Origin of the sequence: Paenibacillus sp. FSL F4-0122, from assembly GCF_038002845.1 — a bacterium.
In the GTDB taxonomy this organism is placed as follows: domain Bacteria; phylum Bacillota; class Bacilli; order Paenibacillales; family Paenibacillaceae; genus Paenibacillus_AQ; species Paenibacillus_AQ odorifer.
Map to the genome: position 1 here is coordinate 2,617,035 of NZ_JBBODI010000001.1, position 23,632 is coordinate 2,640,666.

Annotated in this window: 21 protein-coding genes; 16 read left to right on the plus strand and 5 right to left on the minus strand. The window is 47.9% G+C overall.

The window, feature by feature from the left end; all coding sequences use genetic code 11:
• The first annotated feature begins 117 nt into the window (after window positions 1-117).
• The 3 genes from MHH49_RS11210 (at window position 118) to MHH49_RS11220 (ending at window position 3,363) form a co-directional block, all read left to right on the plus strand.
• Window positions 118-792 (plus strand): response regulator transcription factor, encoded by a 675-nt coding sequence (locus MHH49_RS11210; protein ID WP_076272934.1) that lies wholly within the window; start codon window positions 118-120, stop codon window positions 790-792.
• Window positions 789-2,156 carry a sensor histidine kinase gene (locus MHH49_RS11215; protein ID WP_036682088.1) on the plus strand — a complete coding sequence of 456 codons (1,368 nt, stop codon included), beginning with the start codon at window positions 789-791 and terminating at the stop codon, window positions 2,154-2,156. The genes MHH49_RS11210 and MHH49_RS11215 overlap by 4 nt, the downstream gene beginning before the upstream one ends.
• A gap of 226 nt (window positions 2,157-2,382) precedes the next feature.
• Entirely contained in the window at window positions 2,383-3,363 is a 981-nt protein-coding gene (locus MHH49_RS11220) for an alpha/beta hydrolase (RefSeq protein WP_036682085.1), read from the plus strand.
• 66 nt (window positions 3,364-3,429) lie between these two features.
• On the opposite strand, the gene MHH49_RS11225 is transcribed toward MHH49_RS11220, so the two are convergent.
• The 3 genes from MHH49_RS11225 to MHH49_RS11235 form a co-directional block, all read right to left on the minus strand.
• Window positions 3,430-4,251: a class I SAM-dependent methyltransferase gene (locus MHH49_RS11225; RefSeq protein ID WP_326046170.1), complete on the minus strand. Its 822-nt coding sequence runs from the start codon at window positions 4,249-4,251 to the stop codon at window positions 3,430-3,432.
• Window positions 4,252-4,408: 157 nt separating this feature from the next.
• Window positions 4,409-5,260, minus strand: coding sequence for a 1,4-dihydroxy-6-naphthoate synthase (locus MHH49_RS11230; protein WP_326046169.1), 852 nt, complete (start codon window positions 5,258-5,260; stop codon window positions 4,409-4,411).
• Entirely contained in the window at window positions 5,260-5,955 is a 696-nt protein-coding gene (locus MHH49_RS11235) for a futalosine hydrolase (RefSeq protein WP_341138136.1), read from the minus strand. Before MHH49_RS11235 ends, MHH49_RS11230 begins: the two co-directional genes overlap by 1 nt.
• A gap of 280 nt (window positions 5,956-6,235) precedes the next feature.
• Between MHH49_RS11235 and MHH49_RS11240 the strand changes: the two genes are divergently transcribed.
• The 8 genes from MHH49_RS11240 (at window position 6,236) to mprF (ending at window position 14,740) form a co-directional block, all read left to right on the plus strand.
• Window positions 6,236-6,706, plus strand: coding sequence for a MarR family winged helix-turn-helix transcriptional regulator (locus MHH49_RS11240; RefSeq protein WP_036682080.1), 471 nt, complete (start codon window positions 6,236-6,238; stop codon window positions 6,704-6,706).
• A 196-nt stretch (window positions 6,707-6,902) separates the two neighbouring features.
• On the plus strand, window positions 6,903-7,751 hold the full coding sequence (gene ypfJ, locus MHH49_RS11245) for a KPN_02809 family neutral zinc metallopeptidase (RefSeq protein WP_326047812.1): 849 nt from the start codon (window positions 6,903-6,905) through the stop codon (window positions 7,749-7,751).
• 114 nt (window positions 7,752-7,865) lie between these two features.
• The gene (locus tag MHH49_RS11250; protein ID WP_036682076.1) at window positions 7,866-8,267 is read left to right on the plus strand and encodes a DoxX family protein; all 402 of its coding nucleotides are present in this window, start codon (window positions 7,866-7,868) and stop codon (window positions 8,265-8,267) included.
• A 17-nt stretch (window positions 8,268-8,284) separates the two neighbouring features.
• Complete coding sequence (locus MHH49_RS11255) at window positions 8,285-9,235, plus strand: ring-cleaving dioxygenase (protein ID WP_076297021.1); 951 nt, start codon at window positions 8,285-8,287, stop codon at window positions 9,233-9,235.
• Complete coding sequence (locus tag MHH49_RS11260; RefSeq protein ID WP_326047811.1) at window positions 9,232-9,852, plus strand: alpha/beta hydrolase; 621 nt, start codon at window positions 9,232-9,234, stop codon at window positions 9,850-9,852. Before MHH49_RS11255 ends, MHH49_RS11260 begins: the two co-directional genes overlap by 4 nt.
• A gap of 164 nt (window positions 9,853-10,016) precedes the next feature.
• Window positions 10,017-11,240, plus strand: coding sequence for a multidrug effflux MFS transporter (locus MHH49_RS11265; RefSeq protein ID WP_036682442.1), 1,224 nt, complete (start codon window positions 10,017-10,019; stop codon window positions 11,238-11,240).
• A gap of 115 nt (window positions 11,241-11,355) precedes the next feature.
• Window positions 11,356-11,706 (plus strand): FlxA-like family protein, encoded by a 351-nt coding sequence (locus MHH49_RS11270; protein ID WP_076099710.1) that lies wholly within the window; start codon window positions 11,356-11,358, stop codon window positions 11,704-11,706.
• Between the two features lie 367 nt (window positions 11,707-12,073).
• Window positions 12,074-14,740, plus strand: a complete 2,667-nt coding sequence (gene mprF, locus MHH49_RS11275; RefSeq protein ID WP_326047810.1) for a bifunctional lysylphosphatidylglycerol flippase/synthetase MprF — start codon at window positions 12,074-12,076, stop codon at window positions 14,738-14,740.
• 57 nt (window positions 14,741-14,797) lie between these two features.
• On the opposite strand, the gene MHH49_RS11280 is transcribed toward mprF, so the two are convergent.
• Window positions 14,798-16,270 (minus strand): alpha-amylase, encoded by a 1,473-nt coding sequence (locus MHH49_RS11280; protein ID WP_326047816.1) that lies wholly within the window; start codon window positions 16,268-16,270, stop codon window positions 14,798-14,800.
• Window positions 16,271-16,411: 141 nt separating this feature from the next.
• Window positions 16,412-18,004, minus strand: a complete 1,593-nt coding sequence (locus tag MHH49_RS11285; protein WP_036682063.1) for a histidine kinase N-terminal 7TM domain-containing diguanylate cyclase — start codon at window positions 18,002-18,004, stop codon at window positions 16,412-16,414.
• Window positions 18,005-18,285: 281 nt separating this feature from the next.
• Between MHH49_RS11285 and MHH49_RS11290 the strand changes: the two genes are divergently transcribed.
• The 5 genes from MHH49_RS11290 to MHH49_RS11310 all read left to right on the plus strand — a co-directional run bounded on the left by MHH49_RS11290 (window position 18,286) and on the right by MHH49_RS11310 (window position 23,606).
• Window positions 18,286-19,068 carry an ABC transporter ATP-binding protein gene (locus MHH49_RS11290; protein ID WP_076099708.1) on the plus strand — a complete coding sequence of 261 codons (783 nt, stop codon included), beginning with the start codon at window positions 18,286-18,288 and terminating at the stop codon, window positions 19,066-19,068.
• A gap of 2 nt (window positions 19,069-19,070) precedes the next feature.
• A complete protein-coding gene (locus tag MHH49_RS11295) occupies window positions 19,071-19,883 on the plus strand; it encodes an ABC transporter permease (protein ID WP_051491222.1) in 813 nt (270 codons plus the stop codon).
• Window positions 19,883-20,800: an ABC transporter permease gene (locus tag MHH49_RS11300; RefSeq protein WP_081384300.1), complete on the plus strand. Its 918-nt coding sequence runs from the start codon at window positions 19,883-19,885 to the stop codon at window positions 20,798-20,800. The genes MHH49_RS11295 and MHH49_RS11300 overlap by 1 nt, the downstream gene beginning before the upstream one ends.
• Before the next feature lie 136 nt (window positions 20,801-20,936).
• Window positions 20,937-22,037 (plus strand): ABC transporter substrate-binding protein, encoded by a 1,101-nt coding sequence (locus tag MHH49_RS11305; RefSeq protein WP_341138137.1) that lies wholly within the window; start codon window positions 20,937-20,939, stop codon window positions 22,035-22,037.
• 105 nt (window positions 22,038-22,142) lie between these two features.
• A complete protein-coding gene (locus MHH49_RS11310; protein ID WP_036682059.1) occupies window positions 22,143-23,606 on the plus strand; it encodes a CoA-acylating methylmalonate-semialdehyde dehydrogenase in 1,464 nt (487 codons plus the stop codon).
• Window positions 23,607-23,632: the final 26 nt, after the last annotated feature.

Below are 23,632 nucleotides of genomic sequence, written 5' to 3' on the forward strand. Positions count from 1 at the left end.
CGTGTTAGACGCTCTTTTTCGGTTTGATCATCGTGTAGTCTCAAGACAACAGACAGTTTAGCCGAAAGTATAATATAGTATAATAGTAAGAATGGACAACAGGAAAAGAGGAAACGAATGCCTACTATACTGGTTGCTGACGACGATGCGAACATTCGCGAACTTGTCTGTTTATTTCTCCGCAATGACGGATTCGAAACAGTTGAAGCTGTGGATGGCAAGGAAGCGCTCGCCGTATATGCTGGAACACATGTCGATCTTGTCGTGCTGGATATTATGATGCCAAATATGGATGGTTGGATGCTTTGTAAGGAGCTCCGCAGAGCTAATCCTGATCTTCCATTACTTATATTGACTGCCAGAGGCGAAACCTGGGAGAAAGTGAAGGGTTTCGAATTAGGCACGGATGATTATTTAACTAAACCCTTCGATCCTTTGGAGCTGACGGTTCGTGTTAGGTCATTGCTGAAACGATATCGGATTGGCTCCACGCAGATGATCCAAATTGGCAATGTAATCCTTGATCGGCAGACCTATAAGGTGATGAGAGGCACGGAGTCATTTGCCTTACCCCTCAAGGAGTTCGAATTGCTGTACAAGCTTGCTGGGACACCCGGACAAGTCTATACGCGCGAGCAGTTGATCGATCAAATTTGGGGAATTGATTATGCTGGAGATGATCGGACGATTGACGTGCATATTAAACGCCTGCGTGAACGGTTTGCGACTACGCCTGATTTTCGTATTGAGACGGTGCGTGGACTTGGCTACAGGCTTGAGGTGTACGAATGATTAGATCGATATATACACGCGTTGTACTGACCTTCCTAGCCTCCGTAATCGGGGGCACAATCATTGCTTTGTTTGTGGCAACTTGGGTATTCGAAGATAAACTGAACGAGAACACGCGAATTCCCTTATTGCATTTTGGACAGGATATTGTCAGGGTTTACGAGACCTTCCCATTTCGTGGAGCCAACTCTTTCGTAAGTGGAATGAAGCAGCTTGATTCCTACCACATCCGAATTTTCGATGAAGCGGGTAAATTCCAATCTTACGGAACGCTTAATGGGCACAAGCCGGTCCCTGTAACTATGGAAGAAATAAAAAAAGTTCTCGCAGGAGAAGTATATCAACCTCATAACAGGAATATTTCTGCGCTTCTCCTAGGCTTACAGTTGAGAACGGAAGACGGCACCAAAGCGATGTTTGTGGAGACGCTTAATCCCCCTTCCGTCACTGCCAGAAGGAACTTGGTATTAAATTTCTTGCTCTATTCATTGATAGCTGGAAGCCTCTTGATTCTGGTAGCTGCAATGTTCTTAGTCAGACCGATCAAGAAGCTAACCAAAGCGACCAGACGAATAGCAGCTGGTGATTTTAACGTCGAGCTGAATATTAAACAAACCGGTGAGCTAGGTACCTTGGCTCGCAGCTTTGAAGAAATGATGCACGATCTGCAGCAGCTTGAGCAGATGCGTAAGGAGTTTGTATCCAATGTGTCGCATGAGGTCCAGTCTCCGCTCACCTCAATATCTGGGTATGCGATTGCGCTCAAGCGAGTAGATCTTGCAGAACAAGAGCGAAATCGTTATCTGGATATTATTATCGCTGAAGCAGAACGGATGTCTAAAATGAGTGACAGCCTGCTGAAGCTGAGTTTATTAGAATCGCAGTCCCAGCAGCTACGGCTAACTACATTCAATCTGGACGAACAGATAAGAAGAGTAATCGTAGCAATTCAGCCGCAATGGTCAGCTCGTAACATCAGCTTCGACCTTGATCTGAAGCCTATTATCCTACTGGCTGATTATGACCTGTTAAGTCAGGTATGGACCAATCTCCTTGGCAACAGCATCAAGTTTTCTAAGGATAACAGTGTAATTAACGTCAGCCTCAAACAAGATATCAACAACGTGACCGTTCGGATAACAGACACTGGCATCGGGATTTCACTTGAGGATCAGCAACGTATATTTGAACGGTTCTTTAAGGCTGATCGATCCCACAGTCGTAAATATGGTGGCAGCGGGATGGGACTTGCCATTGTTAAACAGATCGTAACGCTTCATAAAGGGGATATCCGCGTGGAAAGCGAACCCGGTCAAGGAACGACCATCGTTGTCACCCTGCCAATTATAGCGCCGACAGAGTAATTAGCTTCCAAGCGGTGCCTTGCGAGGGCTTGAATGCATCCCGCATTTTTCATTGCTACAGCAGCACAGGCAAGTTTTCTTGTCTTGTGCTGCCGTAGCATTTTTTTTACCTGTTCATTTTCAGTTCATATTGTCTTCATGAGGGGTACATCTTTGTTAGTTATGATCTCATTAGCAAAACGTTAAGGGAGCTTAATAAACAGATTAAAGACAGGGGAAGATGAGGGTGACACAACAAGCGGACAAAAAAACGGGGAATGGACAGAAAAAACATAAACTGCGTAACCTGTTGCTCAAAATATTAGGAGCAATAGTGATCGTGGTCGTACTTTTTCTAGCCGTTGTCTATACAGTTAATGTGATCAGCAACAAAACAGATCAGAAAAAAATACAGCACTATGGTCAGTTAGTCCCTGTTGACGGGAAAAATATGAATGTTTTGATTCAAGGAGAAGGTAAACAGACGATCGTGCTCATACCAGGCTTTGGAACAGGAGCACCAGCACTTGATTTTAAGCCGTTGATTGATGAGTTATCACCATTCTACAAAGTGGTGGCGGTTGAACCGTTTGGGTATGGACTCAGTGATGAAACGAAAAAAGAACGAACCACAGAGAATATCGTTAGTGAAATTCATGAAGCCGTTCAGAATCTTAACATTGACCAATACATTCTAATGGGCCACTCGATTGGAGGTATTTATGGATTGGAATATGCGAAGAAATATCCAAACGAAGTGAGTGCTTTTGTGGGTATTGATAGTAGTGTTCCGGAGCAAGGCGGTATGGATGTTAAATTCCCAATTAAAAAATTAAAGCTGCTTAAAGATTCAGGGATCATAAGATTGGGCTTGCAATTAAGCGGTGACCCTTATGATGGACTGCCATTTGATGATGAAACCAAAAAACAAATGAAATTGATTTCGCTTAAAAATATGAACAATTCCACTACCTTAAATGAAATGGAACATATTTATCCTAACTTTGTTGCCTCCAGAGGCTTAACATTCGACAAGAATCTTCCCATTATCTTCTTTATACAAGCGAATAATACTACCGTGAAAGACTGGATTCCTCTGCATGAAGGGCAAGTCAAGGATTCTGTGCATGGAAAAGTAATGACATTTGAAGGCGGACATTACTTACATCATTCAAAATCGAAAGAAATCGTAGAGAACCTAAGGGTATTCATGGAAGAAGTTAAATAAAAAGAAGAAAACGCTCCGAACTCCTCATATGAGGGGGCGGGGCGTTTTTTTGGTTGCGATCGAAGATTATTTGATGCCGATTCTCATTCGGTAGCTGATCAGAACCTCTAATGTTCTGCCTTTAAAATGCTGTTCAACTGCGGCGGTGTAATCGGCGATGTCTTGTTCAAGCAAGGTGACGTCTAGCTTCATTACGGTTTGCACTCCCCCTTGACTTAGGGTTAAACCGATATATCGCTGGGCATCGCAGGACTCTAGGTTGTGGAATACGATTTCTCTGGCAAAAGAGAAGGCCCCACTAGCTTTGATCCGTGACAAATGGCCTTCTTTGTCCCATTTATGTGCTCTCTCCTCATTAGGTAAGAGCGAGGCCAGTAATTCTTCTGTTTTGGAGATTAGCTGGTTGTATCGTTCTTCTACATTTTGCTGAAGAGATAAAGGCCAATCGCAATCGTAGGCGGCAAAGACACCGCCTTTTTTTAAGACCCGGGAGATTTCTTGCAGTGTACTCTCAGGGTCCATCCAGTGGAATGATTGTGAGCAGGTAACTATGTCTACACTATCTGATGCAAGCGGAAGCTGGTTAGAGTAGCCTTGTACAAAAGTAATTGATTGGGGTGCTTCTAATCTGCTAAGTTTATCGATTGCTTTTCCCAACATATCTGGATTGGGTTCGATACCGATTACGCGGTCTGCGGCATCGTTCCAGAGAAAAGTAGACAAACCCGTACCGCAGCCTATATCTGCGACGAGTGAAGGGGTGGTACCTAGGTAATCTGTTAGCAATTTGATAATCATCTCAGGGGCTTCGGGGCGGTAGCGGTCATATTCATTTTGAAAGCCCAGAAAGCGGTCGATGTTTTGTTTGCTGTTTTTTTCAGGTATCATGTGATCCTCCCTCATAGATCATGTTTATAGGTCTATTGTATAATCACTGGTTCGATAAGCCAAATAATGGTTGGCTGGAAGGTTACGCGGAATAAATAAAATCCCCGGAGAACACCTTATAGGTGTGGCCGGGGATTGTTAAACTATCTGGTAAATGCTAACGAAGCAGTGCTGGATCGATTGCAGGCACAAGTCCTTCTGCCGCAGCACGATCAAGCAGGGCAGAGATTGCGGCATAGCCGTCATCACCCAGATTCATCGAGAAGTCATTCACGTAGAGATCGATGTGGGATTTAGCCACTTCAGGAGCCAACTCTTGAGCATGGCTAAGCACATAGTCTCTGGAATCCGTAGGATGATCCCACGCATACTGAAGAGAGCTGCGAATCCAGCCAGTGATAGCATCGGCATCTAAATCACGGCGGGCAATGATAGCGCCGAGTGGAATGGGCAGTCCGGTATCGCTTTCCCACCAGCTGCCTAAATCAGTCAGCATATTAAGACCATACGAGGCGTAAGTGAAGCGGGCTTCGTGAATTACCAGCCCCGCATCGATATGGCCATCCCGTACGGCAGGCATAATCTCATCGAAAGGCATTACGACTATTTCGCCGATGCCTCCAGTTACATTTTGTGCTGCCCATAATCGGAAAAGCAAATAAGCCGTAGAGCGTTCGCTAGGCACAGCAATCCGGCGTCCGGCTAGCTTTTCTGGGCGTTTGATCGCATGGGGTCCACTTGCTGTAAGCAGCAGCGGGCCGCAGCCGCGACCTAAAGCGCCGCCACATGCCAGCAGTTTGTACCGCTCCAGAACCCAAGGCAGCGCAGCGTAGGAGATTTTGAGGACTTCTGGTCCTTCTCCGTCAGCGGCCAGCGTATTGGTAATATCAATGTCGGCATAGGTTACATTCAGCTTAGGTGCATTCGGGACAAGCCCGTGCGCCCAGGCATGAAATACAAAGGTATCGTTAGGGCAAGGGGAAAAAGCGATATTAAGCTCAGTTGTCATTACAGCACCTCCAGTAATATAGCGGCTGCCGCCGTTAATGCTTCCATTGCATCACCGATCTTCCAAGCGGCCCGGTCGCGGGGACCGACCGGGTTCGAGATGGCGCGGAGCTCCAGTACCGGGAGCCCCAGCGCCTGGGCGGCCACGGCGACTCCGTGGCCTTCCATTGCTTCCGCGACGGCATGGGGATGCCGCGCGAGATGGGCGGCGGCCGTCTCCGCGGTGCCGGTCGCCGTCGAGACCGTAAGCACGGTGCCCGTGCTTACGGGTAACCCGGCCGCTGCCAGCGCGGCCGAAACCGCTTGCACCGTGCCGCAGTCAGCCGGCACGGACACGCTGCCGAAGCCGAGCTCGGCAGCGCTGCGGAAGCCCTCCGGCGTCTCGGCCCCGAGGTCGGCGGCAATCATCTCGCTGGCTACAACCAGCGAGCCTAAAGGTGCCAGCCCCGGGAATCCGCCGCCGATCCCGACGCTCAATACGCAGCCGTAAGAACCGGCTGCGAGTGCCGCGGCGGTTCCCGCCGCCGCCGCTGCCGGCCCTGCGCCGGCAGCGATAACATGGAACCTGTCGCTGCCTTGCAGGCCGCGCAGGACCGCGTCACGCTCCGCGTCTACGGCTGTCACGATCAGCACGCGTCGTGCTCCAGCCTGCCCTTCCATAGCTTCTTCGGTAGGGGTTGGATTGAACGAACTCATCAGGTCGCCTCCTTTAGGGTATTGAAATCGCTTACTAAAGAGTCATTCGTAAAGACAAGAATACGCCCTTTTATAGGTCAGGTCAAACTTGGGGTGATTTTTATCACTCCCTGTAAAGTGTCAAAGGAAACTTACCGGTCTCTAGACGGAAGTGACTTTTTTAGCGATGAGGTTGACAAGGAGGATGGGAAGTCGTATAGTTATCTTAACTTAAAGATATTTAATGTAAAGACAAATAAATGGATTGAATACAAGTTTGATTGAAGTGGAGGTGGAATTGATGAGTGATAAACAAGTAAATCTGCGTAATACAGAGAGTGCACCTGACGAAGAACAAGCCGCTTCACTGAAATTGTTCGTAGTCTTATCTAAGGCTTATAAGAGCCTAATGGATCATGCGGTGAAGGATATGAAGAGTTATGGCTTGGCTTCGGCTGAATTCATGGTGCTTGAAGTACTTTACCATAGAACGCGGATTCCGCTGCAGCAGATCGGGGAGAAAATTCTCGTTACGAGCGGAAGCATTACCTATAATATCGACAAGTTGGAGAAAAAGGGACTGCTGAAACGTGTACCCTGTAGCGAGGATCGCCGCGTTACTTATGCGGAGATTACGGATGCAGGCCGTGAACTGTTTGATGAGATTTTCCCTCGTCATGTAGCCTCAATTCATGATTTGATGGGTGGATTAGATAAGGAAGAGAAAGTCCAGGCTATCGAATTAATGAAAAAGCTTGGCAAAGGTGTGTAGGCGCTGCGAACATGACGAATAACTAGGCGCCTCTATAAGGTTGGAAGTAGTTCGGCTCCATCCTCATTCTCCCAACTCCAGTAAGTATAAGTGAAACCCTGCTTTTTTGGGTATATCACTAATAAGATATTTAACTTAACGAAGCCAGGTAGCCATTTACTTAAGATTACCTGATATTTCGACTGGGGGCTTGGCCATGAAATGGCAGGGAAGAAGAGGGAGTTCGAACGTGGAGGACCGCAGAGGCATGAGCGGCGGCGGCAAGATGATTGGTGGCGGGATCGGAGGAATTATCCTTGTCCTGGTCATCACGTTACTCAGTGGAGGCAATGCCGGGGATATCCTGGGAAGTTTGACTTCCACAGGCTCCAGTTCAACGGCCCCTTATGAACAGACCGCAGAGGAGCAAGAGCTTGCGGAGTTTGTATCGGTAGTTCTTGCCGACACAGAGGAGGTTTGGGGTGAGATTTTTCAGCAGCAGGGAATGACCTATACGGACCCCACCTTAGTGCTATACAGTGGGAGTGTAGACTCTGCTTGCGGAACAGCGACCTCGGCAGTCGGTCCGTTCTACTGTCCGGGTGACGCCAAACTATATATTGATCTGAGCTTTTATGATGAGTTGCAGCAACGCTTCCATGCGCCGGGCGACTTCGCCATGGCTTATGTTATTGCCCATGAGGTTGGACATCATGTACAGACATTACTAGGCACCTCGAAACAGCTCGATTCCCTTCGTCAGACGTTGAGTGAGAAGGAGTACAACAAATATCAGGTTCGTTTTGAGCTGCAGGCTGATTATCTCGCCGGCGTCTGGGCCAATCATGCTCAAGGCATGAATCTGTTGGAGGAAGGCGACTTAGAGGAAGCTCTGGCAGCTGCAAGCGCCGTCGGCGATGATACGATTCAGAAGCAGGCTCAGGGCTATGCAGTGCCGGATAGTTTCACTCACGGTACCTCAGAGCAGAGAAAACGCTGGTTCTACAAAGGTTTTAACTCGGGTACGATTAGGGGTGGCGATACGTTTAACGCCACCGAGCTGTAGGTAGAAGAGGGAAGAGAGAGCAGCCCATAGGTTATTCCGGTTCGCCGGGCGCTCTTTTTTATCCAATATCTTAATGTTAAGATAATTAAATCAAAGGAATAGGGGAATGTAAAAATGATAAGTGTAGGACTGTTATTAATGAGATTGGTGATTGGGCTTGCGTTTATAGGACATGGTGCACAAAAGCTATTTGGATGGTTCGGAGGTTACGGTCCGAAGGGTACGGGAGGCTGGATGGAGTCCATCGGAATCAAACCGGGTGTGACTATGGCGATTTTAGCAGGGATTATGGAGCTGGTGGGCGGATTTATGTTCGCGGCAGGACTGTTAACGCCTGTTGCAGCGGTGTTGATCGCTGCCACGATGCTGGGGGCAATCGTTAAGGTTCATGCTCCAAATGGTTTCTGGTCCACTTCGAACGGGATTGAGTTTCCGCTCACGGTTCTGGTATTTGCGGTAGGTGTGGCGCTTACGGGACCAGGTTCGATTTCTTTAGATGCATTGTTTTTTAACTAAGAAGGGAGTTTATAATAATGACACTTCAAACTGCAGGAATACACCATATTACAGCTTTTGTCGGAGACGCTCAGCGCAATGTTGATTTCTACGCCGGGATTCTGGGCCTACGGCTCGTGAAAAAAACGATTAATTTTGATGCTCCAGAGGTCTATCATTTATACTTTGGGAATGAGCAGGGTGCTCCGGGAACGATTATTACATTTTTCCCTTCACCTGTAGGGCGTAGAGGCAGAATCGGCAGTGGTCAAGTTGGCGTAACGATCTACGCAGTGCCGGTTGGTGCTCTGCAATTCTGGGAACAACGCCTTGCTGAATACGGAATTTCGGTTACAAAAGGAAGTCGGATCTCGGAACCCTATTTAGCTTTTGCCGATTACGACGGTCTGCGGATTGAACTGGTGGAACGTGAGGAAGGCCCGCTCAGTAAGTGGTCCTTTGGTGGGATTCCTACTAAATACGCGATCAAAGGTTTTGGCGGGGCTGTGCTGTATAGCAGCAATCCGTTGCAAACAGCTGAGACACTTGTTCATACGCTGGGCATGGAACAAATTGCTGACGGAGATGGATATACTCGGTATAGAACCAACGGGGAGCTAGGTAATATTATTGATTTGAAGACATCACCCGTTCCGCTCGGAGCGGGAGGTGCAGGGACAGTTCATCACATCGCGTGGCGGGCAAAGGATGATGCAGAGCAACTGGAATGGTCGCGCCATGTACAGAGTCATGGGCATAGACCTACACCCGTTCAAGACCGTCAGTATTTTAATGCGATCTATTTCCGTGAAAGAGGAGGAATCCTGTTCGAGATCGCTACAGATCCTCCAGGTTTTGCCCGTGATGAAGCCCCAGATGCGTTGGGTGAAAAGTTGATGCTGCCGTCCTGGTTTGAGCCGCATCGCGCGGCCATCGAAGAAAACTTAACGCCTATTCAAGTAAGAGAAATTGAGGTGAAGCAGGGATGATTCATGTATTCCGTAAAGGTAACGATATAACTAAACCTACGTTAGTGTTGTTTCATGGTACAGGTGGTAATGAGCAGGATTTGCTGCCGCTGGCTGAGATGTTATCCCCAGATTCATCGGTGCTAGGTATACGGGGCAATGTGCTGGAGAATGGCATGCCACGATTCTTCCGTCGGCTGGCAGAAGGAGTGTTCGATGAAGCGGACTTAGTTTTCCGTACCCATGAGATTAAGCAATTTCTGGATGAAGTGGCAGAAAAATACGGGTTTGATGCCAACAATCTGGTAGCGGTTGGTTACTCTAACGGTGCAAACATTGCTGGTAGCCTTCTGTTTCATTATAAGGACATTTTCCGCGCGGCAGTGCTGTTGCATCCGATGGTGCCATTACGCAATGTGGAGCTTCCTTCTCTTGAAGGGGTGTCTATCTTTATTGGGGCAGGTACGAATGATCCGCTAATAACATCTACGGAAACTCAGGAGCTAGAGGGGATTCTGCAGAAAGCAGGCGCTGAGGTTACAACCCATTGGGGCAACCAAGGTCACCGCTTGAGTATGGCGGAAGCCGAAGCCGCCAAAGATTGGCTGCAGGGGTTTAGTGCATCTCAAAATGAATAAAACAATTAGGATAACCGCCTTTTGGCGGTTATTTTTAAGTTATTAGCCCCGAATGAGGCCTTATAAAAGGATTGATCATTTGAGTTCCTTTACGTTAGTATGAAGAATACAAAAAAAGGCCCCCGGGTTGCTTTAGAAAGGTTGACGTAAGGATCATGATTGGAATGCAAAATGCTAATAAACTTGCTGTAGATGGACCCTCTAGGAAGCAGAGATTGCAACTTGCTGTTATTCTGGGCTCCATTACAACCATTGGGCCGTTATCGATTGATATGTATTTGCCGGCGCTGCCTACACTTGTCGACGATTTCGGTACGACGGCTGCTTTGGTGCAGCTAAGTCTCACCTTCTTTTTATTGGGACTGGCCTCAGGTCAGTTAGTAGCTGGACCACTGAGTGATGTATATGGACGTCGCCGTCCACTGCTTATAGGGATGTTCATCTATGCCGTTTCCTCAGTGCTATGTGCTTTTAGTCCTTCGATTGGACTTTTAATTGTTTTGCGGTTTATTCAAGGTCTTGCTGGTTCAGTGGGTGTAGTTGTCTCTAGGGCGGCTGTGCGTGATCTGTATAGTGGCTCTGAACTAACGAAATTTTTCTCTTTATTGATGATTGTTAATGGTCTGGGTCCGATTTTGGCTCCAGTCATTGGAGGACAGCTCTTAAGAGTGACTACATGGCAGGGGATATTCCTCGTATTATTTGCTGCCGGAATTATCTTCTGCTTGACGATTCTCCTGCGCTTGCCTGAGACATTGCCGAAGGAGCGGCGCTCCAAGAGCGGGTTGAAGGGTACTCTGCTTACCTTTAAGGTGTTACTTGGCAACCGCAAGTTTATGGGTTATGCCTTGTCCCAAGGTTTTGTTACAGCGTCTATGTTCGCTTATATCTCAGGGTCATCTTTTGTTTTGCAAAATATTTTTGCGGTTACTCCGCAGGTATACAGTTTGATCTTTGCTGTGAACGGGATTGGGATTATTATTACAGGTCAAATCGCCGGCAGACTAGCTGGTAAGGTGAGTGAGACGAAGCTACTGCTTAGCGGGTTGCTGCTCTGTACAACGGGGGGTGTCTTGCTGCTGCTTACGATCCTGGTAGGGGGAGGGCTGATCCCTATTCTAATCTGTCTGTTCGCCGTTGTCTCCAGTGTGGGGATTGTCGGAGCAACCAGCTTCTCACTTGCAATGCAGGACCAAGGAGAAGCCGCAGGCAGTGCTTCGGCTTTAATCGGACTGTTACCGTTGCTGCTTGGTAGCTGTGTAGCACCGCTTGTGGGCCTTGGGGGCGTAGACTCAGCACTTCCGATGGCGATTGTGATTGCCTGTACGGGTGTTCTCTCTATTCTGTCTTATTTTCTGTTGGTCAGACGGGGAAACACCAATTCCTAACAGCTTATCCTTATAACCTTGAAAGCGAGCAATACTTTCAGCAAACTTTCAGCGGGTTTTAACGTTCCTTATCTGCAAAAGGATTATATTGGAGGTAAGGAAGGGAGGGATGATTATGAGTATATCCGCAGTCTCAGGTTCTACATCGTATACCACCTCGACGTCTAGTACTACAGATACCAGCGCGCTCGAGAAACAAAAAGCGAAGCTGGAAGCCGAATTGGACAAGATTGATGCCAGCTCGGATGACGCGAAGACCAAAGAAACGAAAACGAAACAAATTGAGCAGCAGATCAAGCAAATCGAGGCACAAATTTCCCAGAAGTCGCAGAGCAGTGCTTCCGCAGCAAGCAGTAGTGCAGAAGCACCTGCCAAACCTGCAAACAACGCGCTTGCTGCGGCAAGCCCGCAAGAGATCGCTACCGCAACAACGAATAGCCAAGGCAGATTTGATATTCGTGTATAAACCATACTAAGTCGTGTTACATAACAAAAAGGGCATCCTTTGCCGTGAGGGATGTCCTTTTTGTTATGTATTTTTAAGTTTAGACTACAATTTAAATGTTCTTTTATCACATTGTTGGCCAATACTAGAAAGATACCGCTAAAATAAAGTTCCGTCATATTGATCTGTCCAGCTTCGTAATATATTAACTATGCTTATCCTCATTTCCCAAAAAATCTTTAACTGTTGCAGGGGTTAGGGATTTGCTGGCAGTCTAATAGAGTAGGTGTTGATTATCACGGGTCTTCTATTCCAAGAATTGCTATAATGGACTAGTTGTAAAAATTGTCTAGCACAACGTGTGTCAGCGGTAAAGGCAGGTGGGCTCATGCATTCAAAGCAACAGACATTAGAAAGATTCAAAATTGTAAGACTGATCTTATCTATCTATCGGATCCGGGCGGTCAGAGCCCTTTTTCCAGTGGCTATCATAGCGTTCGTATACTGGGAGGGACAACATGAGCTGAAGCAGGTTCATTTAGGACTTATAATGCGTGAACTAAGGCGAGTACCTACGTCTGCTATTTTGCAAATGATTGGTTTTGCACTTCTTTCCGTAGCTGTTATGAGTGCTTATGATTATTTGATTCGGGCACATTTTCGTTTAAAAGTAGGGCTGTGGAGTACCTTTCGGTATGCATGGATTGCTAATACATTTAATAATTTGATTGGGTTTGCAGGACTGGCTGGAGTTGGTTTAAGGACGCTGCTGTATAAAAAAAGCGGAGTGCCGACCTCCGTGCTAACGCCCGCCATTGTATTTCTGTCGCCGCTTATGATTACCGGGTTATCGCTACTTTCATGGGCGAATATCTTTGGTTTACTCCCGGCAACGGCTTTGCTGGAAGAACATCGCTGGCTGGTATTTGCAGTATGGGGAATGGCGCTTTATTTGCCGGTTTTTGTGTTTGTACAGCGCTCATCGCTTTATGCGAAATGGATTAACCGGGGAAAAGGTAGAACACCATGGCTTACAGTCGTTAATTCCGTCGGTGCTTCCTTTCTGGAATGGAGCTTTGCTGGCGTGACGTTTTGGACCATCAGCAGCCATCTCTTGGATGAGGTCCATTTTATAGCTATCTTTGGTATATTTACGATTGCTGCCATTGCCGGCATCTTGAGTATGGCACCCGGCGGTATCGGTGCATTTGACCTTATTGCCTTGCTCGGGCTGACACAGCTTGGCTACCAGACCGATAAGGCGATGGCGGTGCTTGTCATCTTTCGATTGTTTTATTATGTCATTCCTTGGTTGATCGGATTGGTGCTGGCTGCACTGGAAATTGGCCTGCAAGGAAAAAAGGATCAAGATCGTTCAGTTCCAGGGTTCGAACCCTCTCTTAACAAATGGCAGAAGATCTGGGGCTGGCCGGGTCAGTATACCTTTCTGAGCGATCTTGGGATGTGGGCTCTTGGCAAGCTGGTACTAGCTAGCGGGCTTATTCTCTTACTATCTACAGCAGTACCCGGATTGCTGTATAGGTTGAAGATTACGGAGGAAATATTGCCGTTTCCGGTAATGCAGCTATCTCATCATCTGTCAGTACTTATTGGTTTTATGCTGATTTTATTGTCGCGGGGCATTACATTGCGGGTTCATAGTGCATATGTATGGACTAGCATACTTCTGTTTATTGGATCATTGTTTGCAGTCACTAAGGGGTTTGATTATGAAGAGGCGCTTTTGCTACTTATAGTAGCGCTTATTCTTTGGATATCCAGATCGCGGTTTTATCGGATTAGTGCGCCAATCAGCAGGCAGAGCGCGATCCGGTGGTTTGCCCTCACTTCAGTAATTGCACTAAGCTACTATCTGATGGGCTGTTATGTACATCGTGGATTTCTGAAGCATCTGCCTCCGGGTGTGCAACCTGAATGGTTGCAGCGATATAGTCATGTTGCATTTACGGCAGTGGGAGGATTGGTCTTGTCTTGGGTACTGCTCATAATGTGGGTAAACCTCAGGCCCCATCATAAGGAGAACGAGCTGTTCGGGACCTTGGATGTAGCTAAGCTGAAACATTTTCTAGATGGAGTTCAAGGCAATACCTTAACGCATACGTTATTTTTGGGTGATAAGGGCTTCTTCTGGGCTCAGAACGATAAAGTGCTGCTCGCTTTCGCCAGAGTTAGGGATAAGCTCGTTGTGCTGGGTGATCCGCTAGGAGAGAGAAGCTTAATAAATGAAGCCATCAGTGAATTTAGACAAGCTGCAGATCAGTATGGTCTGGTTGTAGTTTTCTATCAAGCTTCACCTGCTTTTTTATCGGTCTATCAAGAGCAGGGCTATCGCTTTTTTAAGCTGGGTGAAGAGGCAGTGATAAGCCTTGATAACTTTGCACTCAGTGATCTGAAGAATGGTGATCTGCAACGGGTAAGCGATCGTTTTGAACGGGAAGGCATGATTGTTGAAATTACAGAAGCGCCGCATGCTGATAGTTTGCTGAGAGAACTGCGAACGATATCGGACGAGTGGTTGAATGGCCGAGCGGAAAAGGGTTATTCGTTAGGCTGGTTTAAGGTCGACTATCTGCAACTGGCTCCCATTGTGGTGGTGCGGAACACCAAAGGTACAATACTGGCATTTGCTTCTATTATCCCAGGGTATGATCAAGGATTGACTCTGTCCGTAGATTTGTTGCGCCAGGGGAAGAATGTGCCAAACGGGACAGTGGATTATTTATTGGTTTGTATGCTGGAATGGGCGAAGTCCAAGGGGTATCGGCGATTTAATCTAGGCAACACTCCTCTATCATCCAGTGGGGGGCAGGACCCCGGAGCTCTGAAGGAGGAGAAGCTGGCTCATCAAGTGTTTAATAGAGGTGGGCATGGGCATGGTTACGGTTTTGCCAGATTGCGTCGTTACAAGGAAAAGTTCAATCCAGAGTGGGAGCCGCGTTACTTGGCTTATCCAGCGTCCCTAACATTACCCGTCTTAACGCTGGATCTGGTGAGGCTTGTATCCCGACATCCGGAGCATAAAGCGAATAACTAAAAAAAGGTGCCCAACGCCAAACGGCGTTGGGCACCTTTTTAATCAGGTACAAGTGATTTACTTCTTGTCAGCTTCTGCATCCGGCAGAGCCCAGACGGAGACGCTGCCGCCATTGACCGGGAAGGTCGCCCAACCATCTTTTTCAATGGTTATGGTGGCTTTATGGTTATGGGTGAAATCCACCCATGCTTCACCGGCGCGATGTTCTCCTACGAACATTCTCTTCTGGCCATTCTCACCATTACTGATCACCACCGCACAACCGGAGTGTTCAATATCCTCCACGCCGAGCCGTGTCCAGCCAATCGTGTTAGGATGATCGAAATAATCCTTCTGTTCACCATAAGCTTTGTGATAGCGGGTATACAGCAGAGGGTCAATCGCATCTTTTTTACCTGCTACAGGTGTTGGTCCTTCGATCCCATAATAATCCCCGTAAAAGACCACAGGATATCCATCCCGTCGCAGCAGGATAAGCGCGTAAGCACTTTGCTTGAACCAATCATCTACCCAGGATTCCAGGGCTTCGTGAGGCTGAGAATCATGATTGTCAACGAAGGTTACAGCATTGGTGGGATGGGTCTGCACCAGTGTGTCATCAAGAATTTTAGTCAGATCATAGTTTCTGCCCTCCAAAGAAGCTGAATGCAGCTTGTAGTGAAGGGATACATCGAAGAGGTCTATTTTATAATCGACGGTATTCAGAAATTGTCGGCAGGACTCTAAGTCGGAATTCCAGAATTCACCGACGATATAGAAGTCCTTCTCGCATTTATTAAACATCTCTACCGCGAATTCTTTAACAAACTCATGGTTGATATGTTTGATGGCGTCCAAGCGGAAGCCGCTGCAGTGGAGGGTGTCCACCAGCCATTTTCCCCATTGGATCATTTCTTTTTTGACTTCGGGATGGCTGTAATCAATATTAGCGAACATTAGATAATCATAGTTTCCGAACTCGTCGTCAACATTCTGATTCCACGCTTTATTCTCGCCTACTATACGGAATACGCCGGTTCGCTCTTTTTTGGCGTCAAAGTCAGTGCCGTTAAAATGATTGTGATTCCACTTAAAGGCAGAGTGTTCATTTCCGCGGCCAGGGAAGGTGAATTTTGTCCAGCCCTCAATCTCGAAAGGTTTCGAAATTTCTTTCATCCGATCATTGGGGTCGACCTCGATGACTTGGAATACTTCCTTTTCATCCGCGCCTGCCTTATGATTCATGACCAAATCAACGTAAACGGCGATGCCATTCTTTTGACATTCCGAAATTGCGTTGATCAGTGCTTGTTTGGTGCCATATTTGGTGCGTACCGTACCTTTTTGGTCATATTCGCCCAGATCATATAGATCATACACGCCATAGCCTGTATCTTCTGCGGAGACGGCCTTTGTCACAGGAGGTACCCAAACAGAATCAATGCCTACGGCTTTTAGCGCGGGTGCAGTTTCTTTTAAGCGATCCCAGTGTTTCCCGTCCGCAGCAACATGCCATTCAAAAAACTGCATCATTGTATGGTTCCTCATTATTTCTTACGCCTCCATATCCCATCAAGCAAATTTTACTCTCAACACTCTGATTAGTTTTTCAGATAACTCTTATTAAACTTAAAAACAGACTATGAAAAATAAGGCCAGTTGTTGAATGCGCAGGAAGGGACATGATTGTCATTAAACAGGTTTGAAAAGAATGATTTCTGACCTTTGGGAGAGATGCACAGCGTTGCGTCCATTCCGTTTAGAGCTATACAGAGCATGGTCGGCTTCAGATAGCAGCTCTTCTAGAGTGGCCTCTGGATTTAGGGCCTCCACAACTCCAAAGCTTGCGGTCACATTAATGGGCCCGATGACGGTATATAAGGTGCTTTGTTCAATATCCGCGCGGATAGTTTCGCAGAGCAATGCAGCTTGCTTAAGCGACGTCTCTGGCAGACAGATTACAAATTCCTCGCCACCATAACGGCCAAAGAGATCTCCCTCCCGCAGATGTCTGCTGCACACTTGGACAATATGCTGGAGAGCTTGATCTCCGTATTGATGTCCATAGCGGTCATTAATGCTCTTGAAGAAGTCCACATCCAGCAAAATCATAGATAATGAACTTCGCAGGCTGGCGGACCGGGCAAGGAGAGCTCGACTCAGCTCCAAAAAATAGGAGCGGTTATAGATACCGGTTAGGCTGTCCATCGTAGCCAATTGGCGCAGCTTCTCCTGAAGCAGTATTCGTTCAGTCACGTCAATCAGCATGATCATCTGTCCTGCTATGTGCCCCTCTTGTTTTTGTACCGGAGAGGAGCGGATTTGATAATAGCAGACCTCCTCTGCTTTGTTCCAAGCCACTTCCCGTTCTTCGCGCAACAGCGGCTCGGCGTCCATCACATAGGACAAGGCGTCTTTGCCTGCGTTAAGAAACAATTGCGCTAGCGGTTTGCCAATCGATGAGGAGTTGAGCCCCTCTATCATATCCGCGGCTGCACGATTGTAATCGACGAGCATGTCCGAGCGGTCGGTGACAAGCACTCCCTCCCGCATGCTCTCGAAGAGATTCTCACGAGCAATAGGCGCAGCCGTTAACATGCCCCGGGATAAAATAGCCCAAATATATAGGGAGGAGGTCAGGCTCATAATGATCGGGACGGGATCCATTCCGTAAGGAGTCAAGCCCATCAGATACAAAAAAGAGCCAAGTGTTGGAAGGCTTAACCCGATTATTATTGTGATGATCTGCCTGCGGTATACCCGCTTCATCCGGTTCCACTGCCATATCATGAGGCAAATGGCTGCCAGCAGACAGCCAAAAGTAAAGCTGCCGTGAACGATATACCAAGGTCCCATCACAACATCAACGAGTGGGGTGGGCGTATTTTCCCGTAAATAAATGGATTTATAGAAGAGATGATGGTAATCATTGGTCCAAACCAGCAGCGTTGTAATGAACGGAATGATAAATAACGCCGCCCGTATGCCTTTTTTAAACAGCGTCTCCAGCCCAACGAAATGGATCACCATGATTAGACTAGCTGGCGCAATGAAGGGCATCCCCAGATATTCTAACTTAATCCAGAAGCTGATTTCCTCCAGGGTTTTCCCCGATAACTCTAATGCGAAGCCGAAGGTGTAAATAGCAGAGGTAAAGGAGCTTATAACAAAAGCCCTGATTCCTAAGAAATCAGTTTTTTTATAATAGGCGAAAAGGGCTAATAAGACGCTCAGCACACCTGATATAGCAACAATTACAATATAGTTCGAGATTATAGATCCCATGGGTCTATTGTCACCTGCCGAGGAAAGATATGGATAAATATTACCACATATCTACGGATATAAAAAAAATACTTCGGGTTTGTAGTCAAAAAAATGTCTCCTAGACAAAATGACGCAATTTAACAGGAGCTATTTTACTAATTGTCTAGTGAGAGTCCAGTGAGCAGCGTGTAACATGTTAGTTAATACTACATGCGATAGAAGTTTTCTTGATCTTATCTATATTACGTCAGTTTATATAACATTATAAACATGGCTTATTTTGAAAAGGGGGGCTGAGGATGTCATCACTAGCGACAAATATTCCTGAGATTCAGCTGGAGAATGTTGAAATGCGTTATCGGACAGAAGCTGCGGAAGTGCTTGCCCTGCATCAGGTGAGTCTTGATATTGCCAAAGGGGAGTTCGTCTCCCTGCTCGGACCTTCCGGATGTGGCAAAACGACGCTGCTTAGACTGATGGCCGATCTCATAGCACCAACAGGCGGGAACATTGTGGTAGCTGGGAAAAGTGCCAGAGAAGCCAGGCTGGCGCAAAAATATGGCATTGTTTTTCAAAGTCCAGTGTTATACGACTGGCGGAAAGTGAAGCATAACATCACTTTGCCACTGGAGCTGATGGGGGTAAAGAAGTCAATCCGTGAGGAAAAGGCGATGGAGCTTCTTGATCTGGTGGGGCTGCAGAGCTTTGCGGATAAATATCCGTGGCAGCTCAGCGGCGGGATGCAGCAGCGTGTAGCGATTGCCAGAGCGCTATCGATGGAGCCGGAAATTCTGCTCATGGATGAGCCGTTCTCAGCGCTGGATGAATTTACGCGTGAGCGATTGAATGAAGAGCTATTGTCTGTCTGGAGTAAAGTGCAGAACACAATTGTTTTTGTAACTCATAGTATTCCTGAATCTATATTCCTCTCTGACCGGGTGTTTGTTCTTTCCCCGCATCCAGGTCGCTTGTCCGCTGTGGTCGAAATTCCTCTGCCACGTCCGCGAACGGCGGAAATGAGAAATAACCCAGAGTTTTTCGAACTGATCGCACGTATTCGCGACAGCTTCGAAGGGGTGTAGTGATGAAAGGGGGCAGTATCTTTGTGCGAGGTCGTCTGCTGCCGTTGTTCGTCTGGATTTTTGGCCTGCTGCTAGTCTGGGAAGGGACTTCCTGGATGTTGCTCCATGTGGTGGAGACGCCGTTAGCACAGTCCAAGCTGCCATATGTTCATGAGGTGTTAGCTACCTTATGGCAGTATGGAGGCACGCTCTTGAAGGAGGGGGCTGCGACCTTCGGTAATGCTGGCGTTGGCTTCCTGATTGGAGCGGTAGCAGGTGCCTCATTGGCGGTGCTGATGAGCTTGTCGAAGACAATAGAGCAATTAACTTTTCCTTATGCTATTGCCTCGCAGATGATTCCGATTCTGGGGTTGGCACCCATCATCTACGGGATTGTGCGCGATGAGCAGACCTCGCGGATTATTATTTCGGGATATATCACCTTTTTCCCGGTGGCTCTGAACATGCTGCGCGGCTTGCGGAGTGTAGATCCATCAGCGCTCGAATTGATGCATTCTTACGCGGCTAAACCTTGGGCGGTCTATTGGAAGCTCAGATTCCCAGCGGCTTTGCCGGGTTTGTTCGGTGGACTTAAGATAGCTGCCCCACTTGCTGTGACTGGAGCTATTCTGGTGGAGCTTATGGGTGCCCAGCATGGCATTGGTGTAATTATGCTGCGCAATCTCTATTATGGAAGCTCTCACACCTATATGTTCTGGTCTACGGTGATTGTGGGTGCCTTGCTGGGGATCGTAAGCTACTGGTTAATCAGTCTGATAGAACGTCTGGTAACGCCTTGGCAGCCTGAATATCGTCCGAAAGGAGGCAGCCGCTAATGGAAACTAACTCCGTTCGGGAGACCACGTTTATAGGCTCTACTGGTAAAGAAATGGCTCAGCCGGCGCTAACGGCTACACAAAAGAATGCTGTAGCCGTTCCGAAACCTGCGGAAGCTACGGCGAGTCGAGGCGGCTCACGAATGCTGAAGAGGATATTTAGTGCAGGGGTGCTGCTGCCTGTACTGGCAGGTCTGTTATTTCTTGCACTATGGGAATTTCAATTCTTTCATAAGATCTTTGATCTGAAAAAATATCAACTCCCGCTGCCTACAGCCATCGCCGAAACTATGCGAGATAATTTCAGCTTGTTGTTGTCCTATACCGGATACACGCTTGCTGAAGCTGTGCTGGGAATGTTGGTTGGTTCTGCTATCGGCTTCCTGATCGCTTTAGTCGCTACGGCTTGGCCGCGCTGGGGGAGTGGAAGCTTGACGCTGGTTGCCGCCCTAAATGCTGTGCCCATCGTCGCCCTCGCGCCCATCATGAATCTGTGGTTTGGAGATGGGGTAGGCTCACGAATTGCCATAGTAACAGCAACTACAATGGCAGCGATGGCGATCAACGCCTATAAGGGCATGGCGGCGATTGATCCATTGGCGCTGGATCTGATGCATTCTTATGCGGCAGGTAAACCGGCAGTGTTCCGTTATCTGCGGATTCAGAGCAGTCTGCCCTATGTATTTACAGCACTGAAGATTAATGCTACTGCCAGTATGATTGGCGCCATTGTTGGGGAATTCTTTTTCTCCTCAAAGGGGCTTGGATATCTGCTCTCCAATTCCATTAAAGTTGCCAAAATGCCACTGGGCTGGTCCTGTATTGTGCTGGCTGCAATTGCAGGCGTGCTCTTCTATTTAGTGGTTGAGCGGCTGGAGAAAGTATTCATTAAGTGGCATCCTTCGCAGCGTACTTAATCTCACCCTCATTACATCCGGCCATAGTGGGAATGGAAAAGAGAAACCGCCCGCGGCTGTATGCATAAACGCACCACGATGCTTGTCCATACTGTGCTTGTTACAAACTTAAATTACGATAGGGGGAGTTCGGTTGATGAACGGGAAAAAACGCAAATTTCGTGGTGGTTTGTTGGCAATCGTGATGATGTTGAGTGTTTCTTTAATGGCGGGTTGCGGTGGCAACAATAATAACTCGGCAGCTAAAGCTACGACTGCCCCTGAAGTATCAGCAGCTCCTGACGCAAGTGCTGCTACTGAACCGGCTGCTGATCCAGTTACAGTGAAGCTACAGCTGAAATGGGTGCCGCAGGCACAATTCGCTGGGTATTTTGTGGCGCAGGATAAAGGATATTACAAGGAAGAAGGCTTGGATGTAGAAATTCTGCCGGGTGGGCCTGATATCGTTCCGGAACAGCAAGTGGCAGGCGGCTCCGCAGATATCGGTGTGGGTTGGGTAGCCAGCTTGCTGCCGAGTCTTGAAGAGGGAATGCCGCTGGTGCAGATCGCGCAAATCTATCAAAAGAGCGGATTGGTCCTGGTTTCCAAAAAATCGGCGGGCATCAACTCAGCCGCTGATCTTAAGGGTAAAAAAGTAGGCAACTGGATGGGCGGCAACGAGTTTGAACTATTAGCGTTATTCGATAAATATAAGTTCGATCCGAATAAGGATCTGAGCTTTACGAAGCAAGGGTTCACGATGGATCAGTTCTTGGGCGATCAGATCGATGCGGCCTCAGCGATGACCTATAACGAGTACCAAGTAGTGTTGGAGTCAGGCATTAAGGCTGAGGATCTGAATGTCATCGACATGAATACGGAAGGCGTTGCGATGCTTGAGGATAACTTGTTCGCCAATAAGGAATGGCTTGCGGAGAACAAAGAGACTGCGGCAAAGTTTGTACGTGCCTCCCTGAAGGGCTGGAAAGATGCAATTGCTGATCCTGCAGCCGCAGTGGACAGTGTGATGAAGCAAGCGGAAGACGGCAGTACAACGAAGGAACATCAGCTGACAATGATGACTGAGGTTGCCAAGCTGATTCTACCTGAAGGCTTTGACAGTGCCAAGATGGGATATACCGATGCGGCGGCGTTCCAGCAAACTGCTGATATTTCGCTTAAATTTGGTGTCATTAAAGAACCGGTTAAGGTAGATGAGGCTTACACGAACGAAATCGTAGAAATGGCGGCAAAATAACCAGTTGAGCTCAAATGTTACAGTGGATGGCCGCCTGATCTGGCGGTCATCTATTATAATCAGCAGTCCATCAGTGCATCTGAAACAGAGAAAGAGGTGCGAGCTATGTCTCTCCTAGTAACGCAGGCTGAAAGAGTTAAGAATTATGTGAATGGAGCTTGGGTAGAATCGTCGTCCGGGCGAGATGAAGAGGTATATAATCCGGCGACGGGTGAAGTGATTGCCTATGTGCCTATTTCCAGTAGGGAAGAGCTGGGTGCAGCGGTAGATGCGGCTGCAGTGGCATTTCAAGTGTGGAAAAGGGTCGCTGTGCCGCGTCGTGCCCGCTACTTTTTCCAATATCAACAGCTGCTGGTGAAGCATTGGCATGAGCTGGCCGAGCTGATCACGCTGGAGAATGGCAAAAGTCTGGAAGAGGCGCAAGGTGAGGTGCAGCGTGGAATTGAGTGTGTGGAATTTGCCGCAGGCATCCCCACGTTGATGATGGGCAGCCAGCTCCCGGACATTGCTACCGGAATTGAATCCGGGATGTACCGCTATCCATTGGGTGTTATCGGGGGAATTGCCCCGTTTAACTTTCCGATGATGGTTCCTTGCTGGATGTTTCCGCTTGCCATTGCTTGTGGAAATACCTTTGTGCTAAAGCCTTCCGAGCGTACGCCGTTACTGGTTAATCGGTTAGCCGAGCTATTTGCCGAAGCGGGTTTCCCGCCTGGCGTGCTGAATGTGGTACATGGGGCACACGAGGTTGTGAATGGGCTGCTGGAGCATGATGAAGTGAAGGCGATTTCGTTCGTGGGTTCGCAGCCGGTTGCGGAATATGTATATAAGGCAGGGACGGCGCAAGGGAAGCGGGTTCAGGCATTGGCAGGCGCTAAGAATCACTCGATTGTGCTGCCTGATGCGGAGCTGGACAATGCGGTCAAAAATATCATTGCGGCCTCCTTTGGCTCGGCAGGTGAGCGGTGTATGGCTTGCTCGGTCGTAGTGGTTCATGAGGATATCGCTGACGAGCTAGTGAACCGTCTGGCTGCGGCTGCGGATGAGCTTAAGATTGGTAATGGCGCCGATGACGGGGTGTTTTTGGGTCCGGTAATTCGCCAGTCGAATAAGGAGCGGACGCTTTATTACATTGAGACTGGTGAAGCTGAGGCAGCCAAGCTTGTGAGAGACGGGCGGAAGGATGCTGCTACGGGTGGTGCGGGTTATTTTATCGGGCCGACGATATTTGATCATGTACAGCCGGGAATGACCATCTGGAAGGATGAGATTTTTGCACCGGTATTGTCAGTGATTCGTGTGAAAAGTCTGAGTGAAGCGATTGGGGTAACGAATCAGTCCCCATTCGCGAATGGGGCTTGTATTTATACAGACAGTGCAAAGGCGGTTCGTGAATTTCGGGAAGAAATTGATGCAGGGATGTTGGGTGTGAATCTGGGCGTGCCTGCGCCCATGGCATTTTTCCCCTTCTCGGGTTATAAGAAATCGTTCTATGGAGACCTGCATGCCAATGGGCGTGATGGGGTGGAGTTCTATACGCGTAAAAAGATGATCACTGCCCGTTATTAGAGAAAATGAGCTGCTGAGAGGAGAAA